Here is a 24,605-nt window from a genome sequence, read left to right on the forward strand (position 1 = left end):
AAGCTATATCTGAAAATCCCTGCCCTTACTGGATTCCCAGCTTCTGCCTTGCAGCCGCCCACTTGGTATTGAGTTCATCCAGCCTTGCATCAAGGTCAAATCCCTTGGTAAACATCTCTGCCCCCAGCTTCTTATAATCAAAGGCAGTCTCATTCTGGATGGCCTGGAAATCATCTCCTCCTCCATCATACATGACCAGCTCCATATCCGGCTGCGCATTGTCCGCCTCTGCCAGAATCGGGTCTTTTTCTTTGGGGAAATTGGTCATGGATGAAGCGCTTGTCACATAATTTATGTAGCCTGGATACCATGCGTCACTGTAAAACCATTCCACGAACGCCTTGGCAAGTTCAGGATTCTTGCTGTGGGTGGTAACGCCCATGAAGGAATCGCCCTGTACGATTACCCGGAAGGGGTCGCTCTCCGAATCCCTTACAGGAAGGTAGAAGGTCCCAAGCTGTGAGTAATCATCCGTACCGTTCTGGATATTCTGAAGGCCCCAGTCTCCTAACGCGGTGATGGCAGCCTGTTTCTGTGCAAACAGGGAGGTGGCCTGGTCGCTGCCAAGCCCCAGCGGGTCTTTTCCGAACACGCCGGAGGTAAACAGGTCATTTACCTTGTGGTATGCCTTGGAAATATCAGTGCCGTCCGCAAATGGCGCGTCTGTCCCCGCCATGTCATTCCAGTTCTGCCCATTGCCGTTTTCCAGGGCAGGCATGAATTCCATGAACGGATAATCCGGCCACTCTTCCTTTGCGCCCAGGGCAATGGCCATGAAGTCCGGGTTGTCCTTGCCGTAGTAGTCCTGAAGCGTCTTTGAAACCTCCTTTAACTGTTCCCAGGTAGTAGGCACCTTGACACCGGCTTCCTCAAACATATCCTTCCAGTAGTATACATATTCATAACCAGCTGTCATGGGCACGCCAAGGACTTTTCCATCCAGGGCATATCCTGCCGCCAGTTCATTATTCTTCGTTGCTTCCAGATCAGAAAGGTCTGTCAGGTAATCCTTAAAGCGGGACAGGGTAAATGCCTTATTAAACATCACATCCGGCAGCTGGTTAGCGCTTGCGCGCATCTTCATGGCATTCCAGTATTCAGAGTCATCCTTAATCTTCTCCACCTCAATGCTGGCATTAGGGTAGCTTTCCTGGAACCTGGCCTCCATGTCATTGGCGTCAATGTAATCCATCAGGTTATTATCCCAGATAGCAAAAACCAGGTCGCCGCTCAGTTCCTCATTCACCTCTGCCTTGGCTGCCTCCGTGGCGCCTGCCTCTGCCTGGGTCCCATCGGATGGCTGGGCCTGTGTTCCTGCCTTGGTTGTCTGTGCCGTACCTGCCCCATCCTCCGGGGCACACCCGTACAGGGACCCTGCTGCCAGTGCCGCACACATGGTAAACGCCAGTAATCTCTTTCTCATAATAAAACCTCCCTTTCCTGTTTTCCTTTGATTCTGTCCACATTTTACCAGTTTAAGAGGCTGTTATCCATGAAAAATGGTTTGATTTCTTGATGTTTCGTCAGGTCCTGCCCCGTTTATAATCCCGTGGGCTGATTCCATACGTCTTTTTGAACATCCGGTTAAAATGCTCCACATTATGATATCCCACCCGGTCACTGATCTCATACATCTTAAGGTCCGTGGATTCCATCAGGCGCTTTGCCTTTTCCAGGCGCACGCTGGTCAGGTAGGTGCTGAAGGTCATGCCTGTCTCTTTGGTGAATCTGGTACTGAAGTATTTTTCATTCAGCCCCACATAGTCAGCCGTGCTTTTAAGTGTCATCTCCGGGCTGGCATAGTTGTCCGCAATAAAATGGCGGGCCCTTGGTATCACGTCCTCCTGCCGGTCCTCACGGCAGTTCTCCAGATAATCCCACACCCAGCGGAAATAATTATTCATCCACAACTCCAGTTCCTTTACCTGGGTCAGGCGGCTTATCTTCTCAAAGTAGTTGACCCGTTCAGGAAGCAGGGTTGAAAATTCATTTTCATAAACATGGAACTGGTCCGCCAGCTGACAGAGGATGTGGAGGCACTCCTGTGTGGCTGACTGCATGTCCATGGTATTGATTGTGGACAAAAGCCTGTCTTTTTCCTGTGCGGCAGCCACCTTGTCCCCGGAGAACAGGGCTGTCATGAATGCCTGGCAGCCCTGCTTTTTTTCCTCCATGACGGACAGATACCCCTCAAAGTCCCATGCAGCGCACATGCCGTACTCCCCCGCCAGGGCGCTCCACTTAAGAAGCCGGATATCCTGGTCAAGGGCCTGTCCGATGTCCCTGTAATCCACGATACCGCTGATGGCGGCCTGGGTTTCCAGGTTCATGTAGTCCCTCCACACCTTCTGTATCTGACGCACAAGGGAAAGGATGCCGGAGGGATACTGGACCGGGTCCGTCACCCTGTAATACATCAGGAACTGGGACGGATATACCTTAATGATACCTCCCTTGGCGGCCAGCCTTGGAATCTGCCTGGCCAGGTCCAGCATGGGTCTTGACATCTCCTCCTCCACATTGTCGGCAAAGCGCATGGACTGGCGTTTGAAGTCCACCACTTCAAAAAGGATGATCCCATACCTGCCGTCCTTAGGAAGGTTGATTGCCGCAAGCCCCATATCCATGGGGTCCATGTCCCCTAAAGCCATGTCCGGCCGTCCCGGGTCCTGGTCCTTAAAATACTGGCGGTTCACCTTATCCAGCAGTTCCTCCAGCACCCGCTGGTTTAAATCCCCCTTCAACATATAGTCATAAACCCCCAGCCGGAATGCCTCCCGGACCAGTTCAAATTCATTGTAACCGGAAAGCACTACCGTAACGGGCAGAAGTCCCATGTCCTTTAAATGGCTGATAAGCTTAAGCCCATCCATTCCCGGCATCTTCATATCCGTTATCAGCAGCTCCACCGGGTTTTCCTTCATGTATTCCACGGCCTGAAGGCCGCCCATACAGTCCCTCACGACCGTAAATCCGTATTTCTCCCAATCAGCCAGGGAACGCAGCGCCACCCTGACAATACTTTCATCATCCACAATCAGGACACGTTTCATCCTGTTCCTCCCCCTGTCCAACAATTCTCAAAGCTTTGGAATACGCAGGAATGTCCTGGTATACCGTCCAATCCGGCTCTCCATCCAGACCTGGCCACGTTCTCCGAAGTTCAGCTTCAGGCGCCCCAGCACATTCTCAATCCCGATACTGGTATTGTCATCCTCCTCCCTCTCCTTTGGATGAAGGAGTGCCTCTATTTCCTCCTGTGTCATGCCCCGCCCGTCATCCTCCACCGTGAAGAGAAGGGATTCCACCTCCTCTTTCAGGCTGATTTTCAGATGGCCGATGTCATCCTCCTTTTCCGCCAGGCCATGGACAATGGAATTTTCCACAATCGGCTGGAGGATCAGCCTGGGCATCTTATAATCCAGGCATCCCTGGTCAATGTGGTACTCCACCTCAAAGCCGTCGGAATAACGTATTTTCATCAGATAGATGTAACTGTCCAGCACATCCAGTTCTTCCCTTACCGTATAGAAGCTGATGCTGCCCCTGAAGGAGCAGGAAAGGATCTTGATTAAAGCCTCCGCCATCCTGCGGATGCCCTCGAACCTGGACACCTGGGCCATGAAACGGATGGAATTCAGGGTATTCACAAGAAAATGCGGGTTAATCTGGGACTGGAGCGCATTGACCTCCGCCCGGTGCTTCTTCTGCTGCACCCGTTCATTTTCCTCTATGGATGCCTTAAGTTCCCGGACCATCCGGTTAAAGGAGTGGATCATGGTCCTGATTTCGTTCTGGCCCGCCGGCTCCACATGGACGGTCAGGTTCCCCTCCTCCATCTCCTTCATCCCTTCCATCACCGAGTGAAGGGGTGTGATGATTTCTCCCAGGAAATACCTGGAAAAAAGATAGAACAGCAGGAGCAGAAGGCTGATGACCAGGAGGGAGATTCCCATGACCCGGTTATAGGCAGCGGTCAGGCGGGAGGTGCTGACCATGGACACCACCTTCCACCCATTCTCTTCCACTGAGGAGACAACCGCCGTATAATTCATAACATGGCCCGTGCCCTGGGCATCCACCGGGGTCCTGTAAATGCCCGCCTGCGTGGACGGCAGCCCCTTCATAAGGCGTTCTGCCTCCTGGCTCCTGTCCCCTGCAAAGAGGAGCCTCCCTTCCCTGTCCAGGATAAAGGTGGTGCCCAGCTGTTCATCCCTGTTGTATCTGCGGATGACCTCACCCACATGGGTAACGGAAAACAGGCTGACCATCTCCAGTTTCCCGGAGCGGTCCGCCTGATAATCAGGAGCAAGGGCTGCCGCCAGCACAAACTCCCCCTTTTTAAGACGCGAATATGTAATGGTCTGCCTGGCCGTGTCAAAAGCGCCCACGCTGACCACATTTTTATGTTCCAGGGCCTGAAGGTACCAGTTCTCCCGGCCAATCTCCTCCCTGGAAAGGATTACCTCGTCTTTCAGATATACCGTGTTCCCGCTTTTCAGGTAGAACATGGCAGACACCGTGTCCTGGGAAGGGACCATGGAGACACGGAACATCTCATCCAGACGGCTGCTGAAATCATAGCGCTGTTCCTTGTCATCCGTATCCATGCCCGATACCAGTCCCATGATTTCCCCGTTATTCACAAAGACCAGATGGGACAGCTGAAGGGATATGTCCCGGACAGACTCTGAAAGGCTGGTCTCTATGCTGGCCTGTGCGTTCTGGATGTTGGCAATGGCTGATTTCTCCATCATATACCGGATGATGCCCAGGGTGACCACGCCCACCAGCAGGATGGGGATGACAATCAGAAGGAAAAAGCTTCTGTAATATACGGTTTTTAATGAAAATCGCTTGTTGAACAGCATGGTATCCAATCTCCTGTCATACTTGTACAGCATTGCGTAAATAACAGTGCTATACTAATGCTCCATCCGGCTGGAAACCATACTGCCGGCACCGGGGGGGGCGTGTCCAGGGCCCTAAATACTCAGCAGGCTGCAGGCAAGCTGGAAATAGACCACCAGGCTCACCGCATCCACGATGGTGGTAATCAGGGGCGCGGCCATGATTGCCGGGTCCAGATGGAGGATCTGGGCAATGATGGGCAATGTGCAGCCAATGGTCTTGGCAATCACCACGGTGGCCAGAAGACTCAGCACCACGGTCAGGCACAGCATCTCCTGTCCCGGGAAACGGATGAGTAACTGCACATAATTCACCAGCCCCAGAAGGATTCCCACAATGATGCCAACCCGCAGTTCCTTCCACAGTACCCGGAGGATATCCCCTGCCTCTATCTCACCCACGGCCATGCCGCGGATGATCATGGTGCTGCTCTGGCTGCCTGCATTGCCGCCCGTATCCGTCAGCATGGGGATAAAGGTCACCAGCAGGGGAATCACTGCAAAGGCCGCCTCGTATTTAGCCAGGATACTGCCTGTTATCATGCTGCTGACCATGAGGATTAAAAGCCAGGCCAGCCTGTTCTTTGCAAGTGAGAACACCCCTGTCTTCAGATATGGCTTTTCACTTGGAAGCATGGCTGCCATCTTCTCAAAATCCTCCGTGGCCTCCTGTTCCATGACATCCACCACGTCGTCCACCGTGACGATTCCAACCAGACGGTCCTCATGGTCCACCACGGGCAGGCTTAAAAGGTCGTACTTGCGGAAGCTTTCCGCCACCTCCTCCTGGTCGTCCGTGGTCACCGCCTTGATCACATGGGTATCCATGATGCTGCCTATGACCTCATCATATGGGTTCATCAGCAGGTCCTTGACCGTGACCACACCCTCCAATGTCCGCTTTGCGTCCATCACATAGCAGGTATATATGGTCTCCTTATCCACCCCGTTCTTACGGATATAGGCAAATGCCTGCTCCACGGTCATGGTCTTCTTGAGTCCCACGTACTCGGCTGTCATGATGCTCCCGGCGCTGTTCTCCGGGTACTTAAGGAACTGGTTAATCAGCTTCCTTGTGTCGCTTGTGGAGTTCTTAAGCACACGCTTCACCACATTGGCAGGCAGTTCCTCCAGCATATCGACCGCGTCATCCACAAACAGGTCGTTGACAATGGCGCTCAGCTCGTAGTCCGTAATGCTGTTAATGATATGCTCCTGCTTTTCCACCGGAAGGTTGGCGAACACATCGCTTGCAACCTCCTTGGACAGCATGCGGAACACGACCACGGTCCGCTCTGAATCCAGTTCCTCGATGAAGGAGGCGATATCCACCTCATTCATCTCCGACAAAATCTCCTTGAGCCTGCGGAGCTGCCTTGTGTCCAGCAGCTCCATCAGCTGTTTTAAATCAAAATTCTCCTGCATCTTATTCCTTTCATGAATGGTACTATCATGAAAGCAGCACACAAAATAGCCATAATTACAAAAAGTCCCCGTGACCGGGCGTTCCCGTAATCCATGGCTATCATCATAAACGTATCTCTATATAGACGGTTAACGGCAGTGAAAGCAAAGCGGAACCAAAGCCGTCCCGGGGCATGCCTGATAAAACACAGCCACACCGGCAGCTCCCACTACCATACGCTTATGATAATTGTCTGCTTCCATCTTACGACTTCGACCTTCCACTTAGGTTCACTTCCTTTCATCATTTATTTTAATCCTTATTAAGCATACCAGCCCCTGACCATAAAATCAACCCCCAAAAACAGGATTATTTCACCGGGGCACGGATTTTCTCATACTATAGATTATATTCTTAGATACAGGAGTGACTGTTATGATTGAATCCACCATAGTGCTGACTCCCCTGCACTATGCTTATCTCATCGGCGTCATCGTCATCCTGGCTGTCATGGTCATGAGACGGGACACGCCGGCTGTCTGCATTGCTTTTCTTTTCATCCTGGGCCTGATTGGCTTAAAATCCTTTACAGGCGCCATCATGACCGTGTTTAACGCCATCCTCTACGCTGGTAAGGAATTCATGGAGGTACTGGCCACCATAGCAATGGTGACCGCCCTTTCCAAATGCCTCAAGGACCTGGGCAGCGATTACCTGATGATGGTCCCCATGTCAAAAATCATGAAGACGCCTTCCGTCACCTGGTGGATACTGGGGCTTACCATGTTTTTATTTTCCCTTTTCCTGTGGCCCAGCCCCTCGGTTGCGCTGGTCGGGGCCATCATGCTCCCCTTTGCCGTCAAGGCCGGCCTGAATCCCCTGGCCGCGGCCATGGCCATGAACCTGTTCGGCCACGGCTTCGCCTTAAGCTATGACTTTGTCATCCAGGGCGCGCCCGCTGTTTCCGCCGGGGCGGCCGGAATCACCACCACCGGCATCCTCCATCAGGCATGGCCCGTCTTCTGGGTCATGGGCATTGTCACGGTGGGCAGCGCATATCTGTTAAACAGGGATGAAATGGAAGGACGCGGACTGCGCCTGACCATCCAGACCGGGGAAGCAGATACTCCCAAGGGCGGGAACATGGCACTTCTCATGGCCATCCTCACCCCGCTGGCATTCGTGGGCGTGATTGTGCTGATGCTGGTATTTGACTTAAAGGGCGGGGATGCCACCAGCATGGTGTCCGGAACAGCCCTTATCCTCATGTGCCTTGGCGCCTTCCTTGGCTTTGGGAAGGACTCCCTTGAAAAGGTGACCGGCTATGTGACGGACGGTTTCCTTTTTGCCATTAAGATATTTGCCCCGGTCATCATCATCGGCGCCTTCTTCTTTTTGGGCGGCGAAGGCATCACCTCCATCATGGGAACAGGCTTTTCCCATGGAATCATGAATGACTGGGCCATGTGGCTGGCCCAGAACGCGCCTTTGAACAAATATATGGCGGCCTTTATCCAGATGGTGGTGGGCAGCCTGACCGGCCTTGACGGCTCCGGTTTCTCCGGCCTTCCCCTGACCGGTTCCCTGGCCCGCACCTTTGGCTTTGCCACCGGCGCCTCCGTGCCCGTGATGGCTGCCCTTGGCCAGATTGCCGCCATCTTCGTGGGCGGGGGGACCATTGTGCCCTGGGGTCTTATCCCGGTGGCTGCCATCTGTAATGTAAGCCCGGTGGAACTGGCCAGGAAGAACCTGGTTCCGGTATGCCTGGGCTTTGTCTGTACCTATATCGCGGCCTGTTTCCTGATTTAGGGCCGCAGCATCAATCCATGACAGGAGGAACGAACTATGTGCGGAATTGCCGGTTTTTATAACCCCCATGACCATTACCTCAAAGAGAAAGAACACTGCAGGGAAATCCTTACATCCATGGCGCAGTGCCAGAAACACAGGGGGCCGGATGACTCCGGCCTGTTTTTAAGCGAACACGGCGGACTGTCCCACGCCCGCCTGTCCATCATCGACCTGGCCGGAGGCCACCAGCCTATGGTAAAATCCGGGTCCGGTCAGACATTTGCCATTGTCTACAACGGCGAACTCTACAATACCGGGGAGCTGCGCCAGGAACTGCTGGGACGCGGCCTTGTATTCCAGACCTCCAGCGACACCGAGGTCATACTGGCCGGCTATATGGAATACGGGCCGGACTTCGTGAAACGGCTCAACGGCATATTCGCCATTGCCATCCTGGACACTGCCAGGAACCGTCTGTGCCTGTTCCGTGACAGGGCAGGCGTCAAACCCCTGTTCTATATGGTCAGGGGAGAGGAAATCATCTTTGCCTCCGAACCCAAGGGGATCCTTGCCTATCCCGGGGTCCGCCCGGTCCTGGATAAAAAAGGGCTGAACGAGATTTTCTCCATCGGACCTGCCAGGACCTATGGCTGCGGTGTGTTTAAGGATATGGAGGAACTGCTGCCTGGACACTTCCTTATGTGCTCGGCAGAGGGCTTAAGGCTTAAAAGTTACTGGAAACTGGAAAGCCGTCCACATGAGGACAGCTATGAAAAAACCATTGAAAAGACATCCTTCCTGGTCCAGGACGCCGTGCGCAGGCAGATGGTCTCCGATGTGCCCATCTGTACCTTCCTCTCCGGAGGCGTGGACTCCAGCCTGGTGTCTGCCATCTGCGCCTCAGAATTAAGGAAACAAGGGAAACGTCTCACCACATTTTCCTTTGACTTTGTGGACAATGACAGATTCTTCAAGGCCAACTCCTTCCAGCCCTCCCAGGACCGCCCCTTTGTGGACCGTATGGTACGGTTCCTGGATTCGGACCACCACTATCTGGAATGTGACAACCTGACCCAGGCAGACCGCCTGTATGATTCCGTGCTGGCCCATGACATGCCGGCCATGGGGGATATTGACTCCTCCATGCTCCAGTTCTGCTCCATGGTAAAGGAACACAACAAGGTGGCCCTTACCGGCGAGTGTGCGGATGAGATTTTCGGCGGCTATCCCTGGTTCCACAAAAAGGAGTGCTTTGAGGCGCATACATTTCCATGGACCATGGATCTGGGGGCCAGGAAGGTGCTGCTCAATGACAGCTTCATAGAATACCTGGATATGGACAGCTATGTCAGGAATACCTATGAGCGTTCGGTAGCCGAGACACCAAGGCTGGCAGAGGATACGCCGGTGGAGGCAAGGCGCCGCGAAATCGCCTGGCTGAACCTGCGCTGGTTCATGCAGACCCTGTTAAACCGCATGGACCGCACCAGCATGTACTCCGGCCTGGAAGCCAGGGTCCCCTTTGCGGACCACAAGATCATGGAGTATGTCTGGAACGTGCCCTGGGATATGAAGACCAGGGACGGTGTGGTCAAGAACCTGCTCCGCCAGTCAGCAAAAGGACTCCTGCCCGAAGATATCCTCTTCAGGCGCAAGTCCCCTTATCCCAAAACCTATGATACTTCTTATGAAAAGCTTCTGGCCGGACGTGTCCGCGAAATGATGGGCGACAGCCATGCGCCTGTGATGCAGTTCCTAGACAGGAAGAAGCTGGAACAGTTCCTGTCAAACCCGGGCGATTACGGCAAGCCATGGTATGGACAGCTGATGGCAGGTCCCCAGATGATGGCCTATATCCTGCAGATTAACTACTGGATGAAAACCTATGACATTGAACTGGAGCAGTAACCGTTCTTCAGCTCCAGACCCGGGGTATAAAACACGTACCGGTTCTTTCCCTGCCGTTTTGCCTCATAAGCAGCCGTATCCGCCTTTACGAACAGGGTGTCGTAATCATTGCCGTCCTTAGGACATACGGCGCCGCCTATGCTGCATGAAAGCTTAAGCCCACCCATGTTGGGGTCTTCCATGCTGCTGACCGCCTCACAGAGCCGTTTCGCGCATTCCACGCCTCCCTTTTCCGCGGAAATCCCGGTAAGGAGCGCAACGAACTCATCCCCGCCAACCCTGCCGACCATATCCGTGGCGCGCAGGGTATGGCGGAACAGGTCAGCCACGCAGCGCAGGGCATAGTCCCCGCTTCTGTGTCCCATGGTATCATTAATGTTCTTAAAATCATCCAGATCCATGAACAGCAGGACTGCGCGCGAGCAGGCGGGGGATTCCAGGAAACGGCTGATTTCCCTGCATATGGCCTGCCGGTTGTAAAGCCCGGTAAGGGAGTCCACCCTGGCATTCTTAAGCGCATCCTTTAACCGTTCCTTTTGTCTCAACTGTTCCTGGTATTCCTCCGTGATGTCGCTGCGCATAAGGAACACGATCCTGCCCGGCCTGTCATAATACACATATTGGAACCGCTTGCGCAGATAACCTTTTTCCGGGTCTTTTACGCCATATGTTATGATGTGCTCGCCTTCCGCGTCCAGTACGGAAAGGACATGCCTGATCTCCATCTCCCTGTCGACCATCTCCCTGTCCTCAGGCACCACATAACCCTTGATACATGTCTGGACCATCTGGCTGTAACTGCCCGAGGATTCCTGAGGAAGCAGGTCAGAGCCTTCATTCCTTTTAAACATGGTATAGGAATCCTTATCCGCATCCAGACATATGAGATAATCGCAGTTCCTATACACGTACCGTTCCACAATCTGCCTTAACAGATAGTTTTCCCCATCCTTATCCCCCAGGTCCGACACATAGCAGAGCACAGTGTCACCTCTGCCTGATTCCGGTATCAGGAGTATCCTGAGCCATATGTAATTCCTTCCGATGTCCCGGCACCGGAATTCATGGCGCAGCGGTTTACCCTCCTCCATAATCTTCCTCATATGTTCCCTGTTAAATATCCCAAGAAAATCCCTGCACTCCTCAGGGTGGATGTTCTCCCAGGCAAATGTCCGGAAGTCCTCAAAGGATTGGTTCACCGAAAGGCGGCATCCCCCTTCCGTATAAAAGACTCCCCTGCACCGCCCTGTTTCCATGCTGAATTCCATAAGTTCATCAAAAATCCCGGAAAGGGAGCCCGCGCATTCTTTCTCCCGCTTTGCATCCATTACAATGCGGACGCCGGATTTTCCATTACCTGCATTCCCATCCATGAACCTGCATCCCCCTTTCCTTTATCTGCTTTCCATGTTGTATATCAGTGTATCTGGATTCATAAAATATATGTATCGCATAGTAATTCATAATATGTAAACTGTAGTGTACACTAGTATTGAGGTGAATCACAATGCATGATTACGTTAAAACATTAGGTACGGTCATCCGCAAAGCCCGTGAAGAACAGGGGCTGTCCCAGGCGTCACTGGCTGAAAAACTGGGAATTGATGTCCGTACCATTATTAATATTGAAAACTTCCGCGGGAATCCCAAATTTGAGGTTCTCTATCCTTTGATTACCGCGCTCAGGATTCCGGCAGACAGGATATTCTATCCTGGCTCCGATGCCATAGGCGACGCCAAGCAGCAGCTTTTCTGGGAGCTGCACAACTGCAGCGAAAGCGAAGCCAGGGCCATCCTTCCTGCTGTCCGCTATATTACGGAACTCCTGCGGGGCCAGCCCTCTGATTTCCTGTAATTTCCTAATTATTTTACTACGTTATCTAAAAAAACACAACCAGATATTCATTGTAATTCATATTTTTAATGTACTGTAATGTATTCTGGTGCCAAAAAAGGAACCAGCGGATGCAATTGGCCTGCCGCCGGTTCTTTTCCATCTGTCATCTTTTATAGTCCGGGGCCATCCTAAGACCGCGCCGGGACATTGATGATCAGCGCAATGATTTCCATGGGCTCCTCCCCATAGCATGCAATGCCATGGCTGTCCCCGTCCTTACACATGTGGTAATCCCCCGGATTCAGTATGGATTCAGTCCCATTGTCAGTCACAAGGGCCTGTCCCTTCAGCACATAATAGCCTTCAAATTCCCCGTGGTGCCCATGCACCCCGATGGATGTGCCCGGAAGGAACTCCACCCTTGCGAAGGTCCTTCCCGCGCCGTAAGCCTCGTCTTTTGTCATGAATGTGTGGAAAACCACATCCCCGTTCCCCTTCTGTACTTCATGCATGACTTTTACTTCAGCTTCATCTTTTCTCCTAATCATGATCCGTCCCCTCTCCCCGTTTTTGCGTCGTTACCGTTCCTGCGTCCTTACCGTTCTTACATCCTTACCATCCTACTGCTGATTCATGGTTCTGACAATGGCGTCCGCCATGCCCTCCAGAATGGCCAGCTGGTCCTCCTTCAGTGCGGACTTTACGGTCACTGTCTCGTCCAGGATTGTCATGTTCTTCATGGAGCCGATGATTTCCCTCATCTGCTTTCCTGACAGCACGCCCCATGAGCCGTTCTCCATGATTGCAACGGTCCTGTTCTGCAGGTTATGTGCCTTAAGGTCCATGAGGAAATGTTCCATGTTGCTGAAAATCCCTCCGTTATAGGTAACGGACGCAATCACCAGGTGGCTGCACCTGAATGCCTCGGATATCATGGTGGACGGATGGGTGGAGGAAACATCGTACATCGCAATATTCCTCACGCCCCTGTCAGCCAGCATCCCTGCCAGTATGTTGGCCGCATTCTCCGTGTTGCCGTAGATGGAACCATATGCAATCATGACCGCCTTTTCTTCCGGCTCATAGCTGCTCCAGGTCAGGTACTTGTCCACATACCAGTCAATGTCCTTCCTCCACACAGGACCGTGGAGCGGGCAGAGGGTATGGATTTCAAGGGCGGACGCCTTCTTAAGCAGGGTCTGCACGGAAGGACCGTACTTGCCCACGATATTGGTATAATATCTTCTGGCGTCATCCAGCCAGTCACGCTCAAAATTAACCTCATCCGCAAACAGGTTGCCGTTCATGGCGCCGAAGGTGCCGAAGGCATCTGCTGAAAACAGGGTCTTGTCCGTGGTATCATATGTGACCATGACCTCCGGCCAGTGCACCATGGGAGCCATGATGAAGGTAAATGTATGCCTTCCGGTGCAGAATGTATCATTCTCCTTCACGATCATGGCCCTGGAATCAATATCAAAGTTATAAAACTGCTTGATGATTGGAACGGTCTTGGGGTTGCAGACCACCTTTACCTCAGGATATCTGCGTACAATCTCTCCCAGGGTGGCGCAGTGGTCCGGCTCCATGTGGTTCACTACCACGTAATCCAGGGTGCGTCCCTTTAATATAGCCTCTATGTTTTCAAAAAACTGTTCCGTAATGGCACGGTCCACGGTATCAAATAACACGGTCTTTTCATCTACAAGCAGGTAGGCATTGTAGGAAATGCCGCGGGGAATAGGGAAGGCATTTTCAAATAATGCCAGCCTGCGGTCTGTCCCGCCAACCCAGAACAGGTCGTCTTTAATGCGCTTTACACAGTACATATTCAGTCATCCTTTCGTTAAATGATGGTCAATGTTTCATTTCGTTTAGAAGTATACTACATTTTACCCCAAATGTCACTGTATTATTTAGTGTACACTTACTCACTGGAGTATTGTCACGTCATCGCTTAAAACACGGACGTTCCCCACCGGATTGCCGGAACAGTCAAGGGTCCCAAGCCTGCCCAGTCCCTCCAACGGTTTGATATCCGTCACATAATTATCACTTATGTCAAGATACTCGAGATTGGGAAGGGAGGCTGCAAAGCTTATGTCCGTCAGCATGTTATCTGCCAGGCTCAGCCTTCTGATTCCCGGGAACGCGGTCAAAAAACCTGTATTATCATTCAGGTCCACCTTATCGTAATCCACGTATACAATCCCTCCCCCGCCGCTGATCTTCACATTCTCATACAGCTTCACCCCGTCCATCTCAAGGACCTCCAAGTGTTCATTGGGGGATATCTTTGAAAAATACAGTTCACACTCCACCCCGTTCAGATACAGTTCCCGCAGGGCGGGCATGCCGAACAGGCCTGATATATCCTTATAGGTCCTTATTCCATTGAGGTTCAGCACTTCCAGGGATGGTATCCTGGCCACAAAATCCCATTTTGTCTCATCCGGGATGCGGGAACAGGTTAATTCCTTCAGGTTTGCAAGCCCTGCAAAGGGCGCCGTGGAATCAATATCCACCCATTCCAGTTCCAGTTTCTCAAGCCCTCCCATCCCTGACAGGTAGGAAACCGTGTCCATGCCGTTCACCTTAAGGCGGCGCAGGCCGGTGAGGCCGGAAAGGTCCGGCTGGGTACAGTTGTAAGGCACCTCCAGGGACAGTTCCTCAAGCCCGGTAAGTCCGGATACCGCGCTCAGGTCCTTTACCTCGCTGCACCTTGTAATGGAAAGGGAGGTCAGGCCTGTATTGCCCTTCAGGCTGTCAAGATCCAGTATCTTGGCCCTGGACAGTGAAAATGACGTAAGCTTTGGCATATCCTTCACAAAACCTGCATCCCTGACCCCCTCTGATTCAATGGACAGCTCTTCCAGCCAGTCCATCACGGAAAGCACGGAAAAATCCTTTAATTCATTGCAGTATTCAAGGGTCAGGGACTTGACGCCCTTCATGGCGGCCAGAGGCTTGATATCCGTCAGGTCGGAGCCTTTGAGGGCCAGTTTCTCCACACCCGTCAGCGCGCCCAGCCCATCCAGGCTTTCAAGTCCCGCGCTGATGCGAAGCTCCTTTAACTGTCCCGGGTCCTCAAACAAAGCAGCCACCTCCCCCGGGGACTTGCCGTAGCAGCTGAGCCGTTTCAGGTCCAGCCCCTTTATATCCCCTGCCGACAGATAGCCTGCCGCGCTCAGGGACTTAAGCCCGGTAAACCGGGACAGGACCTTACTGTTGATTTTTGCGCTGTCCCTGTCAAATTCCAGCCATGTAAGGGCTGCCTCCGGCTTTTCCATGGGATCATCAAAGCTGTATCCCACCATGATATGGTCGCCGGAATATTCATATTCAATCCACCGGAAACGGGCCAGTTCCTCATCGCTGAGCAGATCTGCCGCCTTACCAAAAGCAGTGGCTGCCATATCCCCGAATATGCCTGTCAGCTCTTCCTTTTGCGCTTCCTTCCCGTCCGCTCCTGCCGTCACCTCAGGATCCCGGCCTGTTCCTTTCCCTGCATACCTGGTGGCAGACGGCGGATTGCCGGAAGCCGGGGCATGTTTCCCATTCCGGACTTTATTTACGGCCAGGCCGGATATCACCACCACAAGCAGGAACAATACAGCCAGAGCGGACGCAACACGCTTCCATCCGTAGGCTTCCCACCCAGTGGCTTTTTTAGAAAGCTCCGGCCGGATGGTGGTATGATTCATCTTTGCCGGTTCACCGGCCAGCCGTACGTTCCCTTCCCCTTCATCCTCCAGCACATAGCGTGTCCTGCAATACTCGCAGACAGCTATATGGGGATTGTTCTCATCCAGTTTCAGGCTGCCGTTGCAGGCAGTGCATTTGAGTTCTGTCAGCTTCATGTTCCCTCTCTCTTTCATCCTTCTTATCTCCGTAACAATTGTACCATACTCGGACATGTTTGAGAATTCCTTTCCTCAACTTATGTGAAAACGGATTTACGCCCATCCCATCCGGACAATGGAATCCCCGCCGGAAATTTCCATTTCAAAATACTGGAAAGTATTTGAATTCTTCTGCTCCTTAAGATATACTGTTTCAAGAGGGAGGTGCCCACCATGGATTTAGTAAACCAGTTTATAGAAAATTACAGGAAGAAATACACATTTTATGAAAATGCCGGGCGCCTGGCTGCGAAACAGCTGGAGACAGCGCTGCAGTCTGCCGGTATCCGTGCCATTGTCACTTCCAGGGCCAAGAACCCGGGAAGGCTGAAATACAAGACCTTCCACCGGAACGCCGAGAGGGAGACCCCCTACAAAAACATGCGCGAGATATACGATGACATGTTTGACCTGGCAGGTGTCCGCGTATCCCTCTATTTCCCTGGTGACCGCGACAAGGCGGACGCCCTTATCAGCGACCTTTTTACTGTCATGGAGAAAAAGCAGTTCCCGGAACAGTCCAAGACACCCACTTACAACAAACGTTTTTCCGGTTATTGGGCCAACCATTACAGGGTACATATCAGCGAAGAGAATATATCGCCCAGCCAGAAGAAGTATGTCCAGGCCCGCATTGAAATCCAGGTAGCCTCCGTCCTCATGCACGCCTGGTCCGAGGTGGAGCACGACCTGATCTACAAGCCCCTCCAGGGCGCCCTGTCGGACGAGGAGCTGTCCATCCTGGATGAGCTTAACGGTCTGGTGCTGACCGGGGAGATTGCCCTTGAACGGCTGCAGAGCGCGGGCAATGAGAGGATAAAGAACAAGGAGACCACATTTACCAGCCAGTACGACCTGGCCTCCTACCTGTACAATTACCTGAGCAATCATTTTAAGGAAGAGGACATTGAACTGCGTATGGGCAATATTGAACTGCTGTTCAAGCTTCTCAGCCGCTTAAAATTTTTCAAGGTAAAGGACATTGAGCCTATACTGAAATCCGTCAAATTTGAAAAAGACCGCAGGAACATTTCCCAGCAGATCATCGACCAGATCATCACCGGCAACGAGAAGCGGTACCATGTTTACCAGGAATTAAGGAGCAGCGATGATGTCTCCGACCCGGAGACCCGCCAGGCCGTCAACTACTTCTTCGGCCAGTGGGTCCCACTTGAGAACCTTCTCAACCGCGCCACCGGCCGGAACACGCCCAAGTCCTACAGTGCCTTCAATATCAACACCTTAAAGCGCATGGACATCCTGGACAAGGACCTGTCCAACAAAATAGGCGCCCTCAGAAGGACCAGGAACGTGCTGATACATGACATTGAGAAACCGGATGTGGAGGAACTGATGCGGCAGGGGGATGAGATTCATGAGGTTTATGAGAAGTTAAACCATAAACTGAACGATGAATAAACAGTTTGACAACACGTCATGGCATGAACACGGGAGCCGGGCTTAACCGCCCGGCTCCCATATCTTTTCTTCCTGATTCCTGCCTCATCCGCACACATCCGCGCGTCTTACTTATTATTTCTCCTGAGGTCCCGCATGTTTATGCTCTGACAGCGGCATCACATGCATGTTGCCCCTCTGCTCATTCTCAGCCCAGAAAATATTGTCAGCCACCTTGGCCTCAGGGTTGAACTCCACGCCTTCAAAGATATGCTTTGCAAATTCCTTGTACCCGGCCCTGTCAATCAGGTGTCCGCCATGGAGATATTCCGGCTTATAATCAAGGACCCACGCAGAGAACTTCTGCCAGTTGGAGAATACCCCAAGGACCACGTCCTCTGTCACCCAGTTTAAGAACAGCTTTCCTGCCCTTGGGTTCTGCTTGCCGGTACGGCCGCCCAGGGTTACACGGTAAAGCTTCTTGCTTCCCCTGGTCCATGCGCCGGTGGGACAGATTAAGGAACATTCGCCGCAGCCCACGCAGCAGCAGGCATCCTTGTCAATCTTCCCGTTCTTGTTCAGGCTCAGCACGCCGGTGGCGTGATGTTGGCAGGCCTCCACACAGGAACCGCAGCCGATGCAGCGGTCAATATCATAATCCTGCTTGTTGATGCCCATGATGCCAAAATCGTTGAAGTTTGCTTTTACACAGTCATTGGGGCATCCTGCCACCGCAACCTTGATATGGTAATGGGAGGGGAAAATGATTTTCTCAATCTTCCTTGCCAGTTCGTATGTATTGATGTTGCCCTTGATACAGTGGGCATTGCCGATACAGGACATGATATTGCGGGCGCCGATGGTTGGGTATCCGTAGTCATTGACCTCCATATCCACGTCGCACATCTCCACATCAACCTCTTTGATGTAGCCCTTGATGAATTTATTTACCTCTTCGATATTCTCATACTTGATTCCCGGTACATCCAGGGTCTGCCTGGTGCCCATATGGAAGGTCCCGTTTCCGAAACGCTCACAGATTTCCTGCACCATGGACAGGTGCTTTGCCTCTATCATGGCTCCGGGTACACGCATCTGAAGCATGAACTCCCCAGCCACCTTGGACTGCCTGAAGCAGTTAATCCTTACCTTTTTGATATCTATATCATGATTCATTCTTTGCCACCCCTCTCTTAATCAACCAGATATTTGGCCTGTGTATAATTGAATACAGGTCCGTCCAGACAGACGTAAACCTCATCAATACGGCAGTGGCCGCATTTGCCCACTGCGCAGGACATCTTGCGCTCAAAGGACATCCATATCTTCTCCTCAGGCACGCCCTGCTTCAGGACCTCGAAACCTGTGAACTTCATCATTGGAGGCGGACCTACCACTACAACCGCATAATCGTCCCCAAAATCACCAAAGGGAATCCTTGATACGAATTCAGTCACGAATCCTGTCTCCCACCCGTCCTTATGGTCTTTGTCCAGGGCATAGATGGTGTCGAAACGCTCTTTCCAGCGCTCTAAATCACCTTTGAAGATGATTCCCTCCTCATTTTTAAAGCCGCTGATCAGATGCACGCTTTTTGTGAAATCAGGCTCATCATAAAACTTGTTCAGCATGCTCTTTACAGGCGCCAGTCCGGTCCCTCCTGTAATCACCACCATGTGCTTATCCTTAAACTGGTCAACAGGCCAGCCCTTGCCGTAAGCGCCGCGTAAGAACAGGATATCCCCTGCCTGTTTTTCAAAAATCTCATCTGTCACCTTGCCCACGGAGCGGATGGTGAAATCCATGTATCCGTCCCCAAAGGAGCTGACTGAGATGGGGGCTTCCCCAATCTTTGGTATGGAAAGCTGAAGGAACTGTCCGTGTTCCGGCTTTATATCTGTCTCTACCCTGTATGTATACTCGTGAAGGCTTTCACGCTTAACTTCCAATATCTTACATGCCACAGGCTTTACAATATTCTTCATGGCTTATCCCCTCTCCTGTCCATTTTCCCCTGCTTTTATTTCTTCAATGGCATCCGCCATCTTGTTCACCGTAGCCACGATGGATATGTACTCAGGACAACGGTCGATGCAGCGGCCGCATCCAACACACATATGGTAATCCTTAAACCGCGCCTTGTAGTCGTGGAACTTGTGGAGCACCTTGTAACGCATCCTGTCCCCAGCCCGGTTCCTGAAGCTCATCCCGCCTGCCATATCGGTAAAGTCCTTTACCTGGCAGGAGGCGGATGTCCTCTTCCTCTCGCCTACGTTGGCATTCTCATTGTATATGATGTCGGTGGTGGTAAAGCAGGTACAGGTGCTGCATGCAACGGTACAGGCTCCGCATGAGATACACCGTTTGTCGTACTGTCTCCACATGGGATGGTCTTTCAGCTTTGTAAGGATTTCCTTGTCAGGAATCTCCGGCACAGTTACCTTGAGTTCATTTTCCTCCACAAAGGCGGGCGTGAAATCTTCATCCTCCATGCCTTCAAAATACGGGGCGAAGCTTTCATCCTTTACCTGGAAGGAAAGGCCGTCCTCACCGAAACGGACTGCCATGGAATAATCCTCTGCCTTGTTGGTGCCCATGCTGACACAGAAACAGGTGTCCCAGCCTTCCTGGCATTCCATCATGACGATCTTGACCCGTTCATTCATCCTCTTATAATACATATCCTCAAAACCGCCGTTCTGAAGGTATATCTTTTCCTGGTGATGCTGGGCATGGATGTCGCAGGGGCGCATGAATATCAGGAGCTTCTTTGAGCCGGCTTTGCTCTCAATGAATTCATCCTCGGTAAAATAAAACAGGGACTGGGTTATGGGGCTTAAGACTTCCTTTGCCGGAAAGTCTGATTTCTCCTTGTACTCAATCTCCTCTGCACTTGCCACCTGGGCATACTTAATCAGGTCTGTGTCTGAATATCTTCCTTTTCCCACAAACCGCTTGGGTGCCCAGATCTCATACTCGTCCTGAAGCTGCCCAAAAATCCTGTCGGCATCCTTAAATCCAACCTTATATCCCATGAAATGCCTCCTCCTTTACTGGTTATCCATCTTTATTATATAATCTATTTTTAAACCTATGTTATTATTATAACAAATCCAAAATGGTATGCCTAATTATATATTGTAATGGTTTGATAATAAAAATTTATCATTAAGCCAAAAAGGTACTAAAATCCACAAAAAATACAGCGCCCCGCCTGCCACGGAACGCTGTATCCCTTATCTGTATATGTTTCCCTTACTATAAATCGAATATCTCAAAATCATCATTCCCATCCACCTGGGCCTTTACCGGCTCAGATGGCTGGCCTGGCCTGGCCGGCTGGGCTGCCGGGGTCTGGCGCTGTACTGCCGGGGCTGGCTGGGGCTGGCCGGATGCCGGCCTTACCGGCTGCTGGCCCGGGCGGGCCGGGCTGGCTGGCTGGGAGGATCTTGGCGGAGCAACTGATTTGGGAGGCTGTACTGCCTTTGGAGGCTGCACCGCTTTAGGCGGTTCCACTGGCCTTAATGGCTGGGACGGCCTGCCAGACGGCCTGGCTGCCTCCTCATAGCGGTCTGCATCCCCGTGTCCATCCGCATCCTCATAACCGTCTTCATCCACGTAGTCATCCGTGTCCTCATAACCGTCTTCGTCCGCGTACCCATCCTCATAATCCATCTGGTACTTGCTGGCGCGGCTGTCATCGTAAGCAGGATCATCCTCATCCTCATAACCGTCTGCATCCTCCTGGTCATCAAAGGCATCACCGTATCCGTCATCTTCACCATAACCGTCATCTTCATAATCCTGATACCCTTCGCTGTCCTCAGACGGAAGCTGGTCCTTTTTCCTGGCGGCTGCTTTGGCCCTGCTGCCTCTTGAACCTGTGGTGCCGTCACCACCCGTTCCTCCATCCCTGCCCTTCTTATTCATCACAACCACAAGCAGGATGATTAAAAGCACAAGTGCAATGGCAACCGTGACTGCCAGCAGTATCTTAAACAGGTTGAAGTCATCGCGTATGCTGTCGTACTGGTCAGCCAGGTTATTGAATACGTCCGTGCTCACCGTGTCACTTGCAGCCGGATCCGCAAAATACCTCTGGATGGTCCGCTCGTTATCCTTCATATCATAGCGGTAGAAATTCTTCTCACCAGCTTCATTCATACCGTAAACAACACAGTATTCAGGCTTCTCAGAAGCGCCCCATACCCAGCCCTGTACCTTGTGGCCGTCAATGTTAATGGTGGTAGGTTTGAATCCGATGGGAACCTCAACCGATGCATCCGGCTGTAATATGGTGATGACCCGCTTGGAAATCTCCATCTTCACCTCGGCTGCCGAAGCATCTCCGGACGCAGCGCTGGCGCCGCCCTCTGCCTTGGTTACCACAATGACATATTCCTTCGTGGTCTCGCCGTCCTGGGCCGTAACCTTACAGGTAACACGGTTCTCACCCATCTGCAGCCCGTCATTGCCAACCACTACATTCTGGGCATTCCCGTCTGTAGTATCTGCATAGACAATCAGTTTGTCCACATCCGTCCCCACGGTCACCGCATAGGTATCCACATCCGGTGAAAAGGCCGGGGTCAGTTCGCCCGGTGAAACCTTAAGGCTCTTTAAGGTGGCATCCTTGGATGCTGTCTGAAGCGCGCCTACGGTTACCGTTGAACTTCCCTCATGCTCCACTGTCACCAGCTGGGAGCTGGAATCATAAATCTCCTGGCTGGTCACCGTAATCTTACTGGTTCCGGCGGTCAGGGCATTAAACTGCAGGGTAAATGCAAGCGTCCCCGTGCCGGGCGTTCCCGCATCGCCGTGGACGCGGACCGCACCCGCGCCTCCGTCCGCATTGGTACCGCTGACAAATTCCAGCGCACTTGAATCATAGGCCAGCATCACATCTGCATTGGCAAGATTACTGCTGCTGGTTATCTTCATATTGACCTTGACCTGGCTTCCCACGGTGGCGGAAGGGTCAGAAAATGTTATTTTGGCATTGGCCGCAAATGCAGTCAGCATCTGGGCCGGCATCATGACTGCAATCATGCATGCCATAATCAGGACTGCAATCCCTTGTCTCATTCGTCTTATCATCATTTATTCCTACTTTCAGATTATCATGTATTTCTTATCAGGACTGCACCTGTACAATCGTTACATTGCTTCCGCCCGGAGTGCTGCCGCTGTCGGCCGGACCGGAACCGCCGGGTCCTCCTGAACCGCCCGGTCCTCCTGAGCTGCCTGGGCCGCCGGGGCTTCCCGGACTGCCGGAACCTGAACCACCGCCCGGTGTCACCGGGCTTCCGGAAGTCGGCCCTCCGTCCTGCTTCACCACATGGATGGTGTAGGTCCGGACATTACCGTTCTGTGCAGTTACCGTTATGATGACATCCGTGCTGGCATTCTGCAGGGAAATGCTTCCCGCCCCAGTTACCCTGGCGCTTGAATCAGCTGCCGTGGCATTGACCATAAGGCTGCCCACGGAGGAATCCACAATCAGGTTATACTCATGGGTATCCCTGCTAAAGGAAGGCGTCAGGCCAAATCCATCCACCCCAAGCCCGGAAAGCTTGTTATTGGGGCTTCCGTCCCCGGTGGGGGCCACACATGCCTGCTCCGGCATATTGTTGAACACCGGGATGTGGAATTCCAGGGCCACATTCTTCATATCCGACGTATATGCCTGGGCCAGTCTGGCTGCCTCTGAAGCAGCTCCCTGTATATTGCTCATATACTGGTGCTTATAGGGATTGCTTCCCTGTACGTTAAATTTCTTAAGATAGAATGTATTCTGGCCGGCTTTCACGTAATTATCCCCGTAATTCTGGGCGCCGCCGCGGATGGATTTCTCCACGGTATTCCAGGGACGTCCATAGGTGCCGGACTGGGATGCATAGCGCAGGCCCATCTCAATGGCCGACATGGAACCGGACTGGTATGCTTCCACATTGAAAAAGTTATAGTAGCCTTCATATCCTGAATAATTGCCGGATATAAGGGGACTGGTGCCGTTATTTCCCTGCTCCTGTAAGATCATGGCGGCCAGCACGTATGGGCTGACCCCTGACTGGGATGCCGCATTCATGATAATGTCAATATAGGGCGATGCCTCGCCGGATGACGTCCCTGACGGGGATGTACCGGATGGCGTACCGCCAGAGGGGGATGTGCCCACCGACGGACCGGATCCGGAAGGGCTGCCGGATGACGGGCTGTTGCCGGATGACGGACTATCGCCAGAGGAACCCGTGCCACCCACTGCTACCGGACCATTCGCTGAAGAGGAATTATCCTGTCCAGGCGCCACCAGGCTTACATTAGAAGCCACAAACCGGCGCTCTTTTGGCGTGATGGATGCGTGAGGCGCTTCCAGGCTGACCTGGCCTCCGCCGGAGGATGGCTGGCTGCTGCCTGAAGACGGCTGGCTGGTGTCCGAAGACGGCTGGCTGGTGTTCGGGGAACCGGAAACTCCCGGACCATGCTGGCTGTCATCATACGTGCCTGCCCTTCCCGGGCCGCTTGATGAGCTGCCCGAGGAACCGGAACTGCTACCCGGGCCGCCGGATGAACCAGGACCGCCCGTGCCTCCCGGGCCGCCGGAGAAATCGCTTCCCCCTGTCCCGGTGGAGTTGGTGCTGCCGGAAAGGAAGGTGCCGTTTACCATACTGTTAAGGCCCTCCCTGGTCTGGGTGCTTTGGTTATATTCATGCGCAAGGAACTGGAACACATAGGTCTCATCCAGGAAATTCCTCGGGTCCATATAATACCGGATGATGTCCGGTGAAGCCGCCACCCAGTTGCTTCCGTCCAGACCGGTCCATGTGCTGTTATCCCAGTTATAAGCGCCGTCCGCAACCGACTTCCAGGAGGAAACGCTGCCGGAGGATACCAGGTTACGGCTGAGCACCGACTCGTTCTCAATGACCGTATTCCAGTCCAGTCCCGTATTCTTGGCTTTAAACACCCAGTTCGGGTACTGCTGGTGCAGCTGTCTGAGCCCGTTCTTATAACTCTCCGGAAATCCCTGGGAATTCAGATATGCCTCGAAATTAGAATCTGTCGTGTAAGAAACAGGGAGCCGCACATAAACGGATGACACATACCCCGTGTTCACCGCCCCGTTGGTTCCCGTGTATTGAATCTGATACCATGTATTGCCATCCGTCCCCCGCTGCTCCCCAATAACAGTAATGGCAGCTCCTGCTGCCAGCCTTCCCACGGAGGAATATCCGGTGCCTGCGCCGCTGCGTACATTCAGTGATGTGGCTTTTACCGTGGCGGACCCTGTATATGCATAGGAATTAAGCATTGTAAAAGGCGTGGCCACGGATGCCGGAAGATTTGCTGCCATCATCACCCCAAGCATAAGGGCCAGACCCCTTTTTAATTTCTTTGCCTTCATTATGTATATATCTCCTGTATTTTCATTCATAACCAATAAAATCATGAAT

General features: G+C 52.5%; 17 protein-coding genes. 4 read left to right on the forward strand and 13 right to left on the reverse strand.

Features of this window, described 5'->3' with window-relative positions; translation table 11 throughout:
* Nucleotides 1-25 precede the first annotated feature (25 nt).
* The 4 genes from LK536_RS32305 to mgtE all read right to left on the reverse strand — a co-directional run bounded on the left by LK536_RS32305 (nt 26) and on the right by mgtE (nt 6,335).
* A complete protein-coding gene (locus LK536_RS32305; RefSeq protein WP_008725002.1) occupies nt 26-1,423 on the reverse strand; it encodes an ABC transporter substrate-binding protein in 1,398 nt (465 codons plus the stop codon).
* Nucleotides 1,424-1,523: 100 nt separating this feature from the next.
* Complete coding sequence (locus LK536_RS32310) at nt 1,524-3,053, reverse strand: response regulator transcription factor (protein ID WP_227795014.1); 1,530 nt, start codon at nt 3,051-3,053, stop codon at nt 1,524-1,526.
* A 27-nt stretch (nt 3,054-3,080) separates the two neighbouring features.
* Nucleotides 3,081-4,904, reverse strand: coding sequence for a histidine kinase (locus LK536_RS32315; RefSeq protein WP_506092052.1), 1,824 nt, complete (start codon nt 4,902-4,904; stop codon nt 3,081-3,083).
* Between the two features lie 81 nt (nt 4,905-4,985).
* Entirely contained in the window at nt 4,986-6,335 is a 1,350-nt protein-coding gene (gene mgtE, locus LK536_RS32320; protein WP_120058371.1) for a magnesium transporter, read from the reverse strand.
* A 415-nt stretch (nt 6,336-6,750) separates the two neighbouring features.
* Here mgtE and LK536_RS32325 point away from each other — a divergent pair, with 415 nt between their 5' ends.
* Nucleotides 6,751-8,124: a hypothetical protein gene (locus LK536_RS32325; RefSeq protein ID WP_008724992.1), complete on the forward strand. Its 1,374-nt coding sequence runs from the start codon at nt 6,751-6,753 to the stop codon at nt 8,122-8,124.
* Between the two features lie 36 nt (nt 8,125-8,160).
* On the forward strand, nt 8,161-10,014 hold the full coding sequence (gene asnB / locus LK536_RS32330) for an asparagine synthase (glutamine-hydrolyzing) (protein ID WP_227795015.1): 1,854 nt from the start codon (nt 8,161-8,163) through the stop codon (nt 10,012-10,014).
* On the opposite strand, the gene LK536_RS32335 is transcribed toward asnB, so the two are convergent.
* Nucleotides 9,990-11,387 carry a GGDEF domain-containing protein gene (locus LK536_RS32335; RefSeq protein ID WP_227795016.1) on the reverse strand — a complete coding sequence of 466 codons (1,398 nt, stop codon included), beginning with the start codon at nt 11,385-11,387 and terminating at the stop codon, nt 9,990-9,992. The two genes, asnB and LK536_RS32335, sit on opposite strands and share 25 nt — an antisense overlap.
* Nucleotides 11,388-11,521: 134 nt before the next feature.
* Between LK536_RS32335 and LK536_RS32340 the strand changes: the two genes are divergently transcribed.
* Nucleotides 11,522-11,869 (forward strand): helix-turn-helix domain-containing protein, encoded by a 348-nt coding sequence (locus LK536_RS32340; RefSeq protein WP_008724986.1) that lies wholly within the window; start codon nt 11,522-11,524, stop codon nt 11,867-11,869.
* Between the two features lie 170 nt (nt 11,870-12,039).
* Here the strand turns inward: LK536_RS32340 and LK536_RS32345 are convergent, their stop codons facing one another.
* From LK536_RS32345 to LK536_RS32355, 3 genes are all read right to left on the reverse strand, one after another.
* Nucleotides 12,040-12,399: a cupin domain-containing protein gene (locus LK536_RS32345; protein ID WP_025482196.1), complete on the reverse strand. Its 360-nt coding sequence runs from the start codon at nt 12,397-12,399 to the stop codon at nt 12,040-12,042.
* Between the two features lie 72 nt (nt 12,400-12,471).
* Nucleotides 12,472-13,680, reverse strand: coding sequence for an FprA family A-type flavoprotein (locus LK536_RS32350; RefSeq protein WP_008724982.1), 1,209 nt, complete (start codon nt 13,678-13,680; stop codon nt 12,472-12,474).
* 102 nt (nt 13,681-13,782) lie between these two features.
* Nucleotides 13,783-15,729 (reverse strand): leucine-rich repeat domain-containing protein, encoded by a 1,947-nt coding sequence (locus tag LK536_RS32355; RefSeq protein ID WP_227795017.1) that lies wholly within the window; start codon nt 15,727-15,729, stop codon nt 13,783-13,785.
* Nucleotides 15,730-15,927: 198 nt separating this feature from the next.
* Here LK536_RS32355 and LK536_RS32360 point away from each other — a divergent pair, with 198 nt between their 5' ends.
* Nucleotides 15,928-17,172, forward strand: a complete 1,245-nt coding sequence (locus LK536_RS32360; protein WP_227795018.1) for a RelA/SpoT-related domain-containing protein — start codon at nt 15,928-15,930, stop codon at nt 17,170-17,172.
* 114 nt (nt 17,173-17,286) lie between these two features.
* Here the strand turns inward: LK536_RS32360 and asrC are convergent, their stop codons facing one another.
* The 5 genes from asrC to LK536_RS32385 form a co-directional block, all read right to left on the reverse strand.
* Nucleotides 17,287-18,327, reverse strand: a complete 1,041-nt coding sequence (asrC, locus tag LK536_RS32365; RefSeq protein ID WP_008724977.1) for a sulfite reductase subunit C — start codon at nt 18,325-18,327, stop codon at nt 17,287-17,289.
* Between the two features lie 17 nt (nt 18,328-18,344).
* Nucleotides 18,345-19,136 (reverse strand): anaerobic sulfite reductase subunit AsrB, encoded by a 792-nt coding sequence (asrB, locus tag LK536_RS32370; protein WP_227795019.1) that lies wholly within the window; start codon nt 19,134-19,136, stop codon nt 18,345-18,347.
* A 3-nt stretch (nt 19,137-19,139) separates the two neighbouring features.
* Complete coding sequence (gene asrA, locus LK536_RS32375; protein ID WP_227795020.1) at nt 19,140-20,186, reverse strand: anaerobic sulfite reductase subunit AsrA; 1,047 nt, start codon at nt 20,184-20,186, stop codon at nt 19,140-19,142.
* A gap of 223 nt (nt 20,187-20,409) precedes the next feature.
* Nucleotides 20,410-22,248, reverse strand: coding sequence for a cadherin-like beta sandwich domain-containing protein (locus tag LK536_RS32380; RefSeq protein ID WP_329602193.1), 1,839 nt, complete (start codon nt 22,246-22,248; stop codon nt 20,410-20,412).
* A 37-nt stretch (nt 22,249-22,285) separates the two neighbouring features.
* Nucleotides 22,286-24,556, reverse strand: a complete 2,271-nt coding sequence (locus LK536_RS32385) for an SH3 domain-containing protein (protein WP_227795022.1) — start codon at nt 24,554-24,556, stop codon at nt 22,286-22,288.
* Nucleotides 24,557-24,605: the final 49 nt, after the last annotated feature.

This window comes from Clostridium pacaense (assembly GCF_020709765.2).
Taxonomy (GTDB): domain Bacteria; phylum Bacillota; class Clostridia; order Lachnospirales; family Lachnospiraceae; genus Enterocloster; species Enterocloster hominis.